This is a genomic window from Vibrio sp. D404a (assembly GCF_030248535.1).
Classification (GTDB): domain Bacteria; phylum Pseudomonadota; class Gammaproteobacteria; order Enterobacterales; family Vibrionaceae; genus Vibrio.
The window spans coordinates 208,767-223,711 of sequence record NZ_JAHGAJ010000007.1; the positions used below are offsets into that span (position 1 = coordinate 208,767).

General features: G+C 45.1%; 11 protein-coding genes. 2 read left to right on the forward strand and 9 right to left on the reverse strand.

The features are described from left to right. Positions 1-175 precede the first annotated feature (175 nt). From malZ to yfbV, 3 genes are all read right to left on the reverse strand, one after another. On the reverse strand, positions 176-2,014 hold the full coding sequence (gene malZ / locus KI655_RS05055) for a maltodextrin glucosidase (protein ID WP_285402354.1): 1,839 nt from the start codon (positions 2,012-2,014) through the stop codon (positions 176-178). A 147-nt stretch (positions 2,015-2,161) separates the two neighbouring features. Then, positions 2,162-3,130: an ABC transporter substrate-binding protein gene (locus KI655_RS05060; protein ID WP_285402356.1), complete on the reverse strand. Its 969-nt coding sequence runs from the start codon at positions 3,128-3,130 to the stop codon at positions 2,162-2,164. Positions 3,131-3,440: 310 nt separating this feature from the next. Further along, a complete protein-coding gene (yfbV, locus tag KI655_RS05065; protein WP_032552015.1) occupies positions 3,441-3,893 on the reverse strand; it encodes a terminus macrodomain insulation protein YfbV in 453 nt (150 codons plus the stop codon). Positions 3,894-4,235: 342 nt separating this feature from the next. Between yfbV and KI655_RS05070 the strand changes: the two genes are divergently transcribed. Together KI655_RS05070 and pta are read left to right on the forward strand one after the other, a co-directional pair. Beyond that, on the forward strand, positions 4,236-5,432 hold the full coding sequence (locus KI655_RS05070) for an acetate kinase (protein ID WP_032552014.1): 1,197 nt from the start codon (positions 4,236-4,238) through the stop codon (positions 5,430-5,432). Between the two features lie 140 nt (positions 5,433-5,572). Further along, the gene (pta, locus tag KI655_RS05075; RefSeq protein ID WP_285402360.1) at positions 5,573-7,738 is read left to right on the forward strand and encodes a phosphate acetyltransferase; all 2,166 of its coding nucleotides are present in this window, start codon (positions 5,573-5,575) and stop codon (positions 7,736-7,738) included. Between the two features lie 78 nt (positions 7,739-7,816). Here the strand turns inward: pta and KI655_RS05080 are convergent, their stop codons facing one another. The 6 genes from KI655_RS05080 to KI655_RS05105 all read right to left on the reverse strand — a co-directional run bounded on the left by KI655_RS05080 (position 7,817) and on the right by KI655_RS05105 (position 14,542). After that, positions 7,817-8,755, reverse strand: coding sequence for a glutathione S-transferase family protein (locus tag KI655_RS05080; protein WP_285402362.1), 939 nt, complete (start codon positions 8,753-8,755; stop codon positions 7,817-7,819). Between the two features lie 184 nt (positions 8,756-8,939). After that, positions 8,940-9,932 carry a murein tripeptide/oligopeptide ABC transporter ATP binding protein OppF gene (gene oppF / locus KI655_RS05085; protein ID WP_285402364.1) on the reverse strand — a complete coding sequence of 331 codons (993 nt, stop codon included), beginning with the start codon at positions 9,930-9,932 and terminating at the stop codon, positions 8,940-8,942. After that, the gene (locus tag KI655_RS05090; protein ID WP_285402366.1) at positions 9,929-10,900 is read right to left on the reverse strand and encodes an ABC transporter ATP-binding protein; all 972 of its coding nucleotides are present in this window, start codon (positions 10,898-10,900) and stop codon (positions 9,929-9,931) included. The genes oppF and KI655_RS05090 overlap by 4 nt, the downstream gene beginning before the upstream one ends. A 53-nt stretch (positions 10,901-10,953) precedes the next feature. Continuing rightward, positions 10,954-11,856 carry an oligopeptide ABC transporter permease OppC gene (gene oppC, locus KI655_RS05095; protein ID WP_032552009.1) on the reverse strand — a complete coding sequence of 301 codons (903 nt, stop codon included), beginning with the start codon at positions 11,854-11,856 and terminating at the stop codon, positions 10,954-10,956. A 15-nt stretch (positions 11,857-11,871) separates the two neighbouring features. Next, positions 11,872-12,792, reverse strand: coding sequence for an oligopeptide ABC transporter permease OppB (gene oppB, locus KI655_RS05100; protein WP_032552008.1), 921 nt, complete (start codon positions 12,790-12,792; stop codon positions 11,872-11,874). A gap of 118 nt (positions 12,793-12,910) precedes the next feature. Continuing rightward, the gene (locus KI655_RS05105; RefSeq protein WP_285402369.1) at positions 12,911-14,542 is read right to left on the reverse strand and encodes an ABC transporter substrate-binding protein; all 1,632 of its coding nucleotides are present in this window, start codon (positions 14,540-14,542) and stop codon (positions 12,911-12,913) included. Positions 14,543-14,945 lie beyond the last annotated feature (403 nt).

Genomic DNA, 14,945 nt, shown 5'->3' on the forward strand with positions numbered 1-14,945 from the left:
GCTCTTTCGCTTATCTATTTCCCATTAATATTATTACATTCGTAACGACATTCAACCCGATAAAATTATGTAATTTGTTATTTCACAAATAGATATCGCAAAAAAATAACCCCTTGACGCTGAGCAAGCTGTTCAAGGGGTGTTTAAAGAATCGTTCGGTACCGAACAATAGATATTAGTTGATGTATAGCTGTGCAGACATGGATTTAAGTGATAATCGCAATTGGCCTTTGTCTATGCTTAACGCATCACCACCAGCCAATACCTCACTAATCTCCCCAGACTCTAGGCCCAATTTCCACACAGGGATCACCACCTCTGATGGCGTTTGAGCAAGGTTTATTGCCACTAACGTATGCTCTTGCCCCAGGCTACGCACATACACCAGTACTTCGTCATCACAGTAAAGCTCTTGGTAGGCGCCCGTTTGTAAGCTTGTGCGATCTTGCCTCAACTTAATGAGTGCTTGGGTATATTCAAACCAACTCGACGTCTGTTCTTCACCCCATGGGAAGCATCGACGATTGTCTGGATCTTGCCCGCCTTCTAAGCCCACTTCCGTACCATAATAGAGGCAAGGGGTACCGACGTAAGTCATCAATAGCGCCAGAGCAATTTCTTGTTTAGCAGTATCCCCATTGAGTAAAGATATGAAGCGCGCGGTGTCGTGGCTATCAAGCTGATTCAGTTGCGACAATTGGTTGAGCCATGGGACTTTAGCACGCGCTTCTGACAGCCAGTTTGAAAAGTCATGCACGTTAATGTCGATAGGGTCATACGCGATATCTTGCTTAGCCAACAACGCACGAACTGGGTGAGCAAAACCGTAGTAGTTCATGGAACCATCTTCTTGATCACCCTGTAACCATGACGTCGCTTCAAAGAAATGTTCGCCTAGAATATACGCTTCTGGGTTTTCGCTCTTGGCTGCATCACGAAACTCTCTCACGTAATGCGCATTATTGTAGGCACCCTCACCTTCTCCCAACATATGAATGACGTCAAAACGCCACCCATCTATGCCATAAGGCGCTTTGAGCCAGTGCTTAATCACCGAATCTTCAGCTTGGTAGATGTAGTCGCGCACCGACTCATTAGAGAAGTTCAAAACCGGCAGAGAGTTAATCCCCTTCCAACCTACGTATTGCGTCGCTTCGTCGTTATGAAAAAAGTAGTAGTCGTGGAATTCTGACTGGGGTTGACCGAAGGCACCGGTGTCACCGCGACCTAATTTATCAAACCAAGGATGCTCGACAGAAGTGTGGTTAAACACCGCATCAAGCACGACTTTCATGCCCCTTGAATGCAGATCGTCCGATAGAGCTGCAAACTCTTGATTAGTTCCGAAGTGAGGGTCAACGTTGTAGTAGTCAGTCGTATCGTACTTATGATTACTCGGAGATTGGAAAATCGGATTCAAATAGAGTGCCGTAACACCAAGCTGCTGCAAGTAGTCGAGCTTGCTATGAACGCCTACCAGATCGCCTCCAAAGAACTCAGCAGCGCCAGTACCGTTATGCCCTTCAACGGCAGCGCCCCACTCTTTGACTACCACATCTAGCGTATCTTCTTTGAGGCGGTACTCGCCGGGTTGAACGCTGATCTCTGGCTTACCATTGCAAAAACGTTCAGGGAAAATCTGGTAAAACACCTGCTTAGCGACCCAACTTGGCGGTTGATGTTCAGCGTTGAACTTAAAATGATGAGAGCGGCTTGGCATACGCAGGTGAATACCTTGTGCATCTAACCAAAACTGCCCCGTTTCACTTAACAACTTAAATGTGTAGTGAGTGATAGGTTGATCAGTATTAAGTGGAATGCGAGCTTCCCAAATAAACAAACGCCCTTGCCTTCCAACGAGCGACATATCGACCAGATACTCTTCGTTATCAGGCTCATGACGCAGTTGCACTTTGTTCCAGTCGTCACTTTCTGTGTGCAGTTTTAAAGTAAGGAAGCCTCGTTCTAAATCGACGAAGTCTGAGGTTTGAGCATGGTATAGATATGGTCGCATAACGAGTCTCACACAATATTAGATTCGCTAAAGATATGAAAAATCATCTCGACCACAATGTGCAAACTATCAGCAGTTAAAGTGGATCACGCTTTGTAGCCCTACAACGCTCAAATAAAGTTCACTGCTTGGTGTTTTGTAGGGCTTCTATTGCACGACGGATGCTTGGTTTAGAATTGACGAAGGCAGTGTGATTCGAAACTTCTTCAATGCTTCTAAGTTCACCTTAAGTGCTGAGCGATTCGGAGTTTTGACATCCAATTTCCCCGGCTTCTCACCTTCTAGAATGGCAACCACATACTCTGCTGTCTCCAAACCTATTTGGTAGTAATCCAGCCCAGCACCGAGGACAGCGCCTTTATTGACATAGGCTGTGGTCCCAGCGAAAACAGGGGTATTCTGATTGTTCGCAGCTTGAATAAGGTCATCAATGGCACTTGCGACTGTATTATCTGTCATTGCGTACACCACATCCGACTTCTTGGCCACTATACGGGTTTTCTCTTCCACTTCATCAACGGTGAACACGGGCTCGATATGCAATGCCAAATCGTGTTGTTCAGCCGCGCCTTTCAGTATTGAGATCAGAGTGACTGCGTTAGACTCCGCCGGGTTATAGACAACACCGATAGAGTCGACATCTAGCATCGATTGCTTAATAAGCTCGACGTGTTGATGCACGGGAGAAAGATCCGACAGGCCAGTGACATTACGACCGGGGTTTTCTAAGCGTCTCACAAGTCGCGCCCCTACAGGATCGGTCACTGCCGTAAACACAATAGGAATAGTACGCGTTGCGGAAACCAACGCCTGAGAAGATGGAGTAGCGATACCAACCAATACGTGTGGGTTTTTACTTACGAGCTCTCTGGCAATCCTAGCCGCTTGCGCCGGTTTACCGTCTGCGACTTGTGATGTTAACTCTAGATTCTTACCATCTTCATAGCCGCGCTCCTTTAATCCATCAATCAACCCTCTATGTGTGGCATTCAAGTCGGGGTGGTCGATAATCTGAGAGATAGAGACTTTGGCACTGCTCGCTAGAGAGACACTCGAATATAAGAGCGCCACCACGCTCAATAACATGGCACTCGACCAATTCAACCTTATTTTCATCGACACTCCCTGTGATGCACTCGCTTACTTGCCGCCATACTCCCGCTGTTGCATAAAGAGAACGGCATATCATTACGTTAATGATAGTATTACCAGTAAGAGATACAGAACGAAAGCTAAAAATAACAAAAGTGCAACAAGTGTCGAATTTATGAGCTAGCTTCAAAAATTAGAGTGAAAGGTCTGAAATGGAGAAATAAAAAGGCGACTAAGTGCACAAAAAAGGAGAGATAGCGGTAGAGATCAAAAACGCCCCAAAAGGATCTCAGGGGCGCAATGTTTTATGATGTGGCTTGGAACTTGATTCAATCTAGAACCAGCGCTCCATCGATGACTTATCAAGCTGTCTAAAGGCGCGGTTCAAAATAATCGCCAACTCTTTGTAACGTGGGCGAGACTTCATCGGCTCTAAAGCAAAGCCAGTTTCTGTAATCTTTTCATGCAGTTCACGATACCAAGACACTAATGCTGGTGGCAGTTGAGTATTGGAACGGTTGCCCAGCCACCACATGCCTTGCAGTGGTAAGCTAATCGCAAACAAAGCCATAACGACGGCTTGCGGCATCGCTTGATAATTGTTGAATACCATCTGCGTTAAAATGCTGATCGCGGCGATCGCAGGCATAACCTTAATGCCAAAGCGCGTTGCCTTAATGATGCGTTGCTCGGGAAAGATCGCATTTAACTCTTTTCTGACAGGCCAGAGATCCATGTACTTTTGGCCATCTTTTAAACTACTGGCTAACCCAACTCTATTGCTCATATGAGTCTCCCGTTAAAAAAAAGTTGAAATCATCAACTAAAAACGCAAAAAATTGACGAAAAATAATATTCTTTCAAATTTTTTTGTTATATTTGCACAATATCGCTATTATTTGCAGACCTCAATCTCATTGTTGCCCTTATTTACAATTTAAGCAACTTTGTGACGACCCCTGCAAGGATTGCACCAGCCTCTTTTACGATGAAAGACGGCTTTCACTTTATATGGAAATTAATGTTTTTTTGACCAAGATTAGTACGCAAGCTACGGTGCTTCGACTATTCTTGTGATTGATTTTCACCCTTAACTGATTTTATCAGACAAATTTACAGGTAGTCATTCATGTCTAAGCTAGTTTTAGTTTTAAACTGCGGTAGTTCTTCTCTTAAATTCGCTGTTGTTGACGCAGAAAACGGTGACGAGCATCTAACAGGTCTTGCAGAGTGTCTGCACCTTCCTGAAGCTCGCATCAAGTGGAAACTTGACGGCAAACACGAAGCTCAGCTAGGTAATGGCGCAGCTCACGAAGAAGCGCTAGCGTTCATGGTAGAAACTATTCTTGCTTCTAAGCCAGAACTTGCTGAAAACCTAGCAGCAGTTGGTCACCGTGTTGTACACGGCGGCGAGAAGTTCACTCAGTCTGCACTAATCACTGACGACGTACTGAAAGGTATCGAAGACTGTGCTGCTCTAGCACCTCTTCACAACCCAGCTGCTATCATCGGTATCAAGGCTGCTCAAAAGTCATTCCCTGGTCTACCAATGTCTGCTGTATTTGATACTGCATTCCACCAAACAATGCCTCAAGAGTCTTACCTATACGCTCTACCGTACAACCTATACGAAGAGCACGGCATCCGTCGTTACGGCATGCACGGTACTTCTCACCTATTCATCGCTCGCGAAGTAGCAGAGCAACTAGGCAAGCCAGCTGACGAAGTTAACATCATCAACTGTCACCTAGGTAACGGTGCATCTGTTTGTGCAATCAAAAACGGTAAATCTGTAGATACTTCTATGGGTCTTACTCCTCTTGAAGGTCTAGTAATGGGTACTCGTTGTGGTGATATCGATCCAGCGATCATCTTCCACCTACACGATTCTCTAGGTTACTCTGTTGAAGAAATCAACAACATGCTAACTAAAGAATCTGGTCTTGCTGGTCTAACAGCTGTTTCTCCAGACTGTCGTTTCGTTGAAGACAACTACGGTAAAGAAGAAGCTGCAACTCGCGCAATGGACGTAATGTGTCACCGTCTAGCGAAATACATCGCTGGTTACACTGCAACTCTAGACGGTCGTCTAGACGCTATCGTATTCACTGGTGGTATCGGTGAAAACGGTGCTCCAATCCGTGAACTAGTTCTTAACCGCCTAGGCATCTTCGGTATCGAAGTTGACGGCGAAGCTAACCTTAAAGCTCGCTTCGGTGGTGAAGGCGTTATCACAACAGCTGACAGCCGCATCCCTGCGATGGTTATCTCTACTAACGAAGAGCTAGTAATCGCTGAAGACACTGCACGTCTAGCAGGTCTTTAATCAAGATTTATACCGCTGGCTCTCATGAGTCGGCGGTATTTTGATAAAAATGGGGCTCAGCTTCTATTCCTATTCCTACCCTTAAATAGGAATATGAAGTTGAGCTTTTTTTAATCCAATAGCTAAAGGTACTCATACGAATGTCTCGTACTATTATGCTTATCCCTACAAGTGCTGGTGTTGGTCTAACTAGCGCAAGCATGGGTGTTCTTCGCGCAATGGAGCGCAAAGGCGTTAAGGTTTCTTTCTACAAACCTATCTCTCAACCACGTTCTGGTGGCGACCAACCTGATCTAACGTCAACTATCGTTGGCACAAACAGCGATGTTAAGATCGGTCAACCTCTTGCTATGTCTGTTGCTGAAAGCCTAATCGGTAACGACAACATGGACGAGTTACTGGAAACTGTTGTTGAGCGTTACAACCAGATCAACAAAGATGCTGACGTAACACTTATCGAAGGTCTAGTTCCAACTCGTAAGCACCCATTCGCTAACCAAGTGAACGCAGAAATCGCGGCAACACTTGGCGCTGAGATTGTACTTGTTGCAACTCCGGGTACTGACAACCCAGCTCAACTTAAAGAGCGCATCGAAGTAGCATGTTCTAACTTCGGCGGCACTAAGAACAAAAACATCTCTGGCGTTATCATCAACAAGCTTAACGCTCCAGTTGATGAAGCAGGCCGTACTCGCCCTGACCTATCTGAAATCTTCGACGATTCAGACAGCGCAAAACAGAGCGAACTAAAAGTGATGGAGATTTTCAACACTTCTCCTATCCGCGTTCTTGGTTGTGTGCCTTGGAGCATCGAGCTAATCGCAACTCGTGCTGCAGATATGGCTTCTCACCTAAACGCTGAAATCGTTAACGAAGGTGAACTGAACACTCGTCGTATCAAGAGCATCACGTTCTGTGCACGTTCACTGCCGCACATGATTGAGCACTTCAAGCCAGGTTCACTACTAGTAACTTCAGCTGACCGTCCAGACGTAATCGTTGCAGCAGCTCTTGCAGCAATGAACGGCGTTGAAATCGGTGCAGTACTTCTAACTGGCGGTTACGATATCCCTGCGGAAATCCAAGACCTAATCAAACCAGCTCTAGAAAGCGGCCTACCGATCTTCAAAGCACAAGGTAACACTTGGCAGACTTCTCTGAACCTACAAAGCTTCAGCCTAGAAGTTCCAGCTGACGATAAAGAGCGTATCGAGTTCATCAATGAACACGTTGCGGGTCACATCGACGGCAACTGGATCGAGTCTATGACTGAAGGTACTCAGAAGTCTCGTCGTCTAAGCCCACCAGCATTCCGTTACCAGCTAACTGAATTTGCTCGTAAAGCGGCTAAGCGTATCGTTCTTCCTGAAGGTGACGAGCCACGTACAGTTAAAGCTGCGGCTATCTGTGCTGAGCGCGGTATCGCGGAATGTGTACTTCTAGGTAACCCTGAAGAGATCAAACGTGTTGCTGCACAGCAAGGCGTTGAGCTAGGCGCTGGCGTTAAGATCATCAACTCTGACGAAGTACGTGAGAACTACGTTGCTCGTCTAGTTGAGCTACGTGGCGCGAAAGGTATGACTGAAGTTGTTGCTCGTGAGAAGCTACAAGATTCAGTATTCCTAGGCACAATGATGCTTGAGAACGACGAAGTTGACGGCCTAGTTTCTGGTGCTGTTCACACAACGGCGAACACTATCGTTCCTCCGTTCCAAATCATCAAGACTGCACCTGATGCGTCTATCGTATCTTCTGTATTCTTCATGCTACTTCCTGACCAAGTACTGGTTTACGGTGACTGTGCGATCAACCCAGATCCAACAGCAGAACAGCTTGCTGAAATCGCTATCCAATCTGCTGATTCTGCAGCAGCATTCGGTATCGAACCACGCGTTGCTATGATCTCTTACTCTACTGGTGAATCTGGTAAGGGCGCAGACGTAGATAAAGTACGTGAAGCGACGAAACTTGCTCAAGAGAAGCGTCCTGATCTAGTAATCGACGGCCCTCTACAGTACGACGCGGCTATCATGGAAAACGTTGCAGCTTCTAAAGCACCTAACTCTCCAGTAGCAGGTAAAGCGACTGTATTCGTATTCCCAGATCTAAACACTGGTAACACGACGTACAAAGCTGTACAACGTTCAGCAGACCTAGTATCTATCGGTCCAATGCTTCAAGGTATGCGCAAGCCAGTAAATGACCTGTCTCGTGGCGCTCTAGTAGACGATATCGTTTACACAGTAGCTCTAACGGCTATCCAAGCAGACCAAGCTGCACAAGCTGAAGAAAAAGTAGTTAACTAATTTTCTTTTTCAGAAAGCAAAAACCCTAGATGATTATCTAGGGTTTTTTTATGCCTGGAGAAAAGCGAATTAATGATTCTAACCGCGCCCATGAGGTGACTCTAAGTCCAGCTCAGGACCTTTTGGTACCACTTGTGTTGGGTTGATGCCTGTATGGCTGTAGTAATAGTGACGTTTGATGTGGTAGAAATCCGTCGTCTCTTTAATACCCTTCACTTGATACAGCTCTTTCATGTAGCCATTCAGGTGTGGGTAGTCAGCAATACGTTTTTTATTACATTTGAAGTGCCCTACATACACAGCATCAAAACGAATCAGAGTCGTGAACAAACGCCAATCCGCTTCGGTAATTGTATCTCCAGCTAAGTAACGACTTTTTGCTAGGTGTGCATCGACTTTATCTAGAGCAGCAAATAATCCTTCATATGCTTCTTCGTAAGCCTCTTGGGTAGTCGCAAAGCCACAACGGTAAACACCATTGTTGATATTCGGATAAATAAAATCATTCCATTCATCGATCGCGTGGCGAAGTGCGGGTGGATAGTAATCGTCGTTATTGCCCGTTAAGTCATTAAATGCAGAGTTAAACATACGAATGATCTCTGATGACTCATTACTCACAATAGTATTGGTTTTCTTATCCCAGAGAACAGGAACCGTAACGCGTCCGGTGTATTCAGACTTAGCTTGGGTATACATCTGGTGCATGCGGGTATGACCAAACAATGGCTCAGGCAGCCCCATTTGCCAGCCTTCATTCATCATATCAGGACATACGATGGTGACGTCAATATGTTCAGCCAAGCCTTTAAGCTCTCGGAAAATCAGTGTTCTATGCGCCCATGGGCAGGCTAATGACACATACAGATGATAGCGCCCACTTTCTGGTTGAAATTCCGCATCAGCACGGTTCTCGACCCAACCACGAAAGCCAGCATCTTCGCGCACAAATTTACCATTGCTCGACTTCGTATCGTACCAAACGTCGTGCCACTCACCTTGTATCAACTTACCCATTTTGAACCCCTTCATATCCAAACTTTTTATACCAAACGCAACCAGTATAAAAAAAACCAACTTTTTCAAAACTAGAAGAAGTTGGCTTAGTTGTTCAAATTATTTGAATAAGCGTCAGACATAAAAAAAGCGTGACTGTTTGACCAGCCACGCTTAAGCCTGTCACAGGCTGAATTACCTTCGATTAAACCTGAACATGAAGACAAGATACCGCGTGAACGTCGTTACCTTGAATTCTAGGTTTTGTCTCAGCACACGCCTCTGTCGCTTGAGGACAACGAGTACGGAACACACAACCAGATGGTGGGTTGATTGGCGATGGTAAATCACCTTCCAACATTTGGATTGTTTTGCTGCGCTCTAAGCGAGGATCCGGGATTGGAACTGCTGACATCAGTGCCTTGGTGTATGGGTGCTTAGGATCAGAGAACAGAGCATCTGACTCACCTAGCTCAACCGCATTACCCAAGTACATTACCAAGACACGGTCAGAGATGTGCTTAACCACTGACAAATCGTGCGCGATGAATACCAACGAAAGACCTAGTTCTTTTTGTAGCTCTTTCAGAAGGTTAACAACTTGAGCTTGGATAGATACGTCTAGTGCTGATACTGGTTCGTCACAGATGATCATCTTAGGCTTCAAGATAAGTGCACGTGCGATACCGATACGCTGACACTGACCACCAGAGAACTCGTGCGGGTAACGGTTGATTACGTTTGGTAGTAGACCTACCTTCGCCATCATCTCTTTAACGCGGTCTTTTACTTCTTGCTTAGAAAGCTCTGGGTAGAACGTCTCTAGTGGCTCAGCAATGATGTCACCTACTGACATACGCGGGTTAAGCGATGCTAGTGGGTCTTGGAAGATCATCTGAATCTCTTTACGCGTTTCACGGCGTTGAATTTCTTCCATTTTAGTTAGGTCTTGGCCTAACCACATTACTTCACCGTCAGTTGCCTCAACCAAACCGATGATTGCACGAGCGAACGTTGATTTACCACAACCCGACTCACCTACTACGCCCAGCGTCTCACCTTCGTAAAGGTGGATATCAACGCCATCAACCGCTTTAAGGTTTGAAGGCTTAGCCCAAGGCCATGCAGACTTAGCAGCGATGCTAAAGTGAACCTTAAGGTCTTTAATGTCTAATAGTAACTGTTTATCTACACTCATTTTTTCCAAGCCTCCCAATCAGAAAAACATGCACGTTGACGGTCATTTCCGAATGGCGTCAGAATCGGTGCTTCTTGCTTACAACGGTCCATCACACGGTGACAGCGGTCTTGGTAAGGACAGCCTGGTGGTAGACGAAGTAAGTTTGGCGGGTTGCCTGGAATAGTTGGCAGAATCTCACCTTCAGTATCAAGACGAGGGATCGCTTTCAGTAGGCCTTCCGCGTATGGGTGGCTTGGGTTGTAGAAGATTTCATCTACTGAACCGTATTCCATAGTACGACCTGCGTACATCACAAGTACTTTGTCACAAGAACCAGCAACAACACCCAAATCGTGAGTGATCATGATGATTGCCGTATTGAACTCATCTTTCAGTTCGTTCAGCAGTTCCATGATTTGTGCTTGGATAGTTACATCCAATGCGGTTGTTGGTTCATCAGCGATAAGCAGCTTAGGACGACACAGAAGTGCCATTGCAATCATTACACGCTGACGCATACCGCCTGAGAACTCGTGCGGGTACATGGTAATACGCTTACGCGCTTCAGGAATCTTAACCGCTTCAAGCATGCGTACCGACTCTTCGAACGCTTCCGCTTTACCCATGCCTTTGTGTAGCATAAGTACTTCCATCAACTGATCACTTACCTTCATGTAAGGGTTAAGCGAAGTCATTGGATCTTGGAAGATCATCGCGATCTGTTCAGCACGAACTTTATTCAGTTCTTTTTCAGGAAGGTTAAGAATCTCTTTACCTTCGAATTTTGCACTACCAGAGATGATGCCGTTTTTCGCTAGCAATCCCATGATAGAGAATACGGTCTGTGATTTACCTGAACCTGACTCACCTACGATACCCAGCGTTTCGCCTTGGTTAAGTGAGAAGTTCAAGTCATTTACTGCGGTTACGATACCATCTTGCGTGGTGAATTCGACGCGCAGGTCTTTGACATCTAATAAGCTCATCATTGCTTCCTTAATCTTTTATAGCTTTTATATTTTTATTTGCTATTTAGTTTTTATCTGTCTTTTGGATCAAGCGCGTCGCGCAGGCCATCACCTACATAGTTAAAGCAGAACAGCGTAACTACCATGAATGCTGCAGGGAATGCCAGTTGCCAGATAGCAACTTCCATTGTCTGCGAACCTTCTTGAAGCAGTGCGCCCCAGCTCGTCATAGGCTCTTGAACACCAAGACCAAGGAAAGATAGGAATGATTCCGTCAGGATCATGCTTGGGATAAGTAGAGTTGAGTAAACCGCTACGATACCCAGTACGTTTGGTACGATGTGACGTGTAATGATCTTCCATTTGCTTACACCACATACGTGAGCAGCTTCAATGAACTCTTTACTACGTAGACTCAGCGTTTGGCCACGTACAATACGCGCCATATCAAGCCAAGCAATCGCACCGATCGCGACGAAGATTAGTACAATGTTACGACCAAAGAATGTTACTAGTACGATAACTAGGAACATGAATGGAACCGCGTACAAGATCTCAAGGATACGCATCATTACTCGGTCAGTACGACCGCCAATGAAGCCTGAAGCTGCACCGTAAAGCGTACCAATCAATACCGCTACGAAGGCACCCATCACACCAACCATCAACGAGATACGGCCGCCAATGAGAGTACGTACGTAAAGGTCACGACCTAAGCTATCAGTACCAAACCAGTGGTCAGCGTTTGGACCAACGTGCATTGCATACCAGTCAGTATCGTCATAAGTGTATTGAGCCAGCATTGGTAGGAAGATAACCGCCAATACCATCAATGTTAGAATAAACAGGCTCACCATCGCAGCTTTGTTACGCATAAAACGAATACGCGCATCTTGCCACAAACTACGACCTTCAATTTCTAAGTTCTCAGAGAACTTTTCGATCGCTTCTAAATTTTCTTTTTTCTTCAACATAACCATGCGTCCCTGTTAGTAGCGAATTTTCGGGTCAATAACCGCTAGCAAAATATCAACAATTGCGTTGAATAAGATGAATAGGAAACCAATCAAGATGGTTACACCCATTACTAACGAGTAGTCACGGTTAAACGCAGCGTTCACGAACAGCTTACCGATACCTGGTAGGCCGAAGATGGTTTCAACAACCACCGAACCTGTGATGATACCTACGAATGCCGGGCCCATGTACGAAACAACAGGCAGCATCGCTGGCTTAAGCGCATGTTTAAGAATGATGTAACGGTAACTTAGACCCTTAGCACGAGCGGTACGGATAAAGTTACTGTTAAGAGTTTCGATCATGCTACCACGAGTAATACGAGCGAACGTTGCAACGTATAGAAGCGACATTGCGATTACAGGCAGAACGAGGTAAATAAAGGTACCACCATGCCAGCCACCAGCTGGGAAGATGTTCCAGTGAAGCGAGAATAGGTAAATCAGAGCGGGTGCCAATACAAAGGATGGCATTACAACCCCGAGCATGGCGGTCGACATTATGGTGTAGTCGATCCAGGTATTATGCTTCAAGGCGGCAATGGTTCCGACCGATACCCCCATAATCAGCGTAAAAATGAAGGCAACGAAACCAACCTTAGCTGAAACAGGTAGTGCTACTGCGATCAGCTCATTTACGGTGTAATCTTGGTACTTAAACGAAGGACCGAAGTCGCCTTGCAGAATGTTCGTCAAGTATGTTGTGTATTGCTCAAATACTGGTTTATCTAAACCGTATTTAGCTTCGATGTTCGCCATAACTTCTGGCGGTAATGGACGCTCGCTTGAAAACGGGTTACCCGGTGCGAAACGCATAAGAAAGAAAGATATAGTGATCAACACCAACATTGTTGGGATTGCTTCAAATATCCTTTTCATAATGAATTTAAGCATAAACTCACTCTTTCAGTCTGTGACAATTAAAATTAGAAAGACGCTACATGCGCGCGCTGCGCATGTAGTGTCTGTATCGTTATATTTTTATATTAACTTTCTAGAATCGAAGCGCAGATTACTGAGCTTTGATGTAGAGGTCTTTAGAGAAGATTTTCTCTTCCGCGTTTTCAGCTGGGAAACCACCAACTTGCGGAGAAAGTAGACGTGAACGCACGTATTGGTAAATCGGTGCGATTGGCATATCGTCAGCCATCATCTTCTCTGCTTCTAGGTAGATAGCTTTACGCTCTTCTTCAGAAGTAGATTTCAGTGCTTTTTCGATAAGAGCATCGTATTCTGCGTTGCCCCAGTGCTGACCACCTGTTGTGTTCGCACTTACCATTAGAGTTAGGAATGAAGATGCTTCGTTGTAGTCACCACACCAACCAGCACGTGCAACTTCAAAGTCACCTTGATCTTTAGAATCTAGGTATGTTTTCCACTCTTGGTTCTCAAGAGTTACTTTAAGACCTAGAGTCTTCTTCCACATAGAACCAAGTGCTACCGCAATCTTCTTGTGGTTTTCGTTAGTGTTGTATAGAAGAGTGAATTCTAGAGGGTTGCTCTTGCCGTAACCTGCTTCTTCAAGAAGACGTGCAGCTTCTGCGTTACGCTCTTTCTGAGATAGCTCACCGTAAGCAGCCATTTCTGGATCGAAATTAGCTGTGATTTCAGGAGTTAGGAAGTAAGCTGGTTTTTGGCCTTGGCCAAGGATAGCACCCGATACGATGTCACGGTCGATAGCGTAAGAGATCGCTTTACGAACACGTACGTCGTTGAATGGTTCTTTCTTCGTGTTGAAAGAGTAGTAGTAAGTACACAGGCTACCTTCAACAGAAACAGATTCTGCATGCTCTTTCTTCAGACGCTTAAAGTGCTCAGTTGGCAGCGTTGAAGTAAAGTGGATCTCACCAGATAGGAAACGGTTCATTTCCGCTACTTGGTTTTCGATCGGTAGGAAAGTAACTTTGTTTAGAACAGTCTTGTCATTTTCCCAGTAGTTCTCGTTACGAACCATCTCTAGACGCTCGTTAACAACCCAGTTGTTTACTTTAAATGCGCCGTTACCAACGAAGTTTTCTGGCTTAGTCCATTGGTCACCAAACTTCTCAACTGTTGCTTGGTGTACTGGCTTCATTGTTGTGTGGCCAGTCATCATAACGAAGTATGGAACTGCTGTTTCTAGCTCAACAACAAGAGTCTTATCGTCTAGTGCTTTAACGCCTAGTTCGCTCTTGTCTTTCTTACCCGCGATGATGTCTTTCGCGTTCACCATCTTCGTGTACTCCATGTACCAAGAGTATGGTGATGCTGTCGCTGGATCAACGGCACGTTGGAAGCTGTAAACGAAGTCGCCTGCAGTTACAGGATCGCCGTTAGACCATTTTGCGTCGTCGCGTAGGTGGAAAGTGAAAGTTTTGTTGTCAGATGTTTCCCAGCTTTTTGCTACGCCTGGGATAGTGTTGCCGTCCGCGTCTTGATTCACTAGACCTTCTAGTAGGTCACGAATTACGTGAGACTCTGGTACACCTTGAGATTTGTGTGGGTCGATTGTAGCAACTTCAGTACCGTTACCACGAACGAGTTCCTGAACCTTTGCCAATTTTGTACCCGCTGGAACGTCAGCAGCGATTGATGTAGTAGAAGTGGCAGCCACTGCCAGACCAGCACCTAGAAGAAGGGCCTGAGTGATTTTATTCTTGTACATGCATAAACTCCAAGTTTTTGTATTGCATCCATGACTTCTTTGCTTGGTTCACTGAACGGTTAGTGATTTAGATTTATTTAGCTCAATTCTTGAGCATAAAAACCTAAAACCTTACAAAGATTGCGGCACACACTATCAATCATTGAAGTAATTTGCCATAAAGAACTGACAAAAAATCGGATAATTCTCCGAAATCCTCAATGAATTAGCGATAAACTCTAATAAAAACGTAATTTATAGCTATTTAAATACGATGTATTATTAAAAGCCAGCCGTAAATGTTGATATATCTGTTTTGATACTTATTTTTAGCATCTTATGCTAGAACAACCCTGACAAATTAACATTATTGACACATGAAATCTAATAGGGCATCACATATCCCCTAAGTTGCTTACGTTAA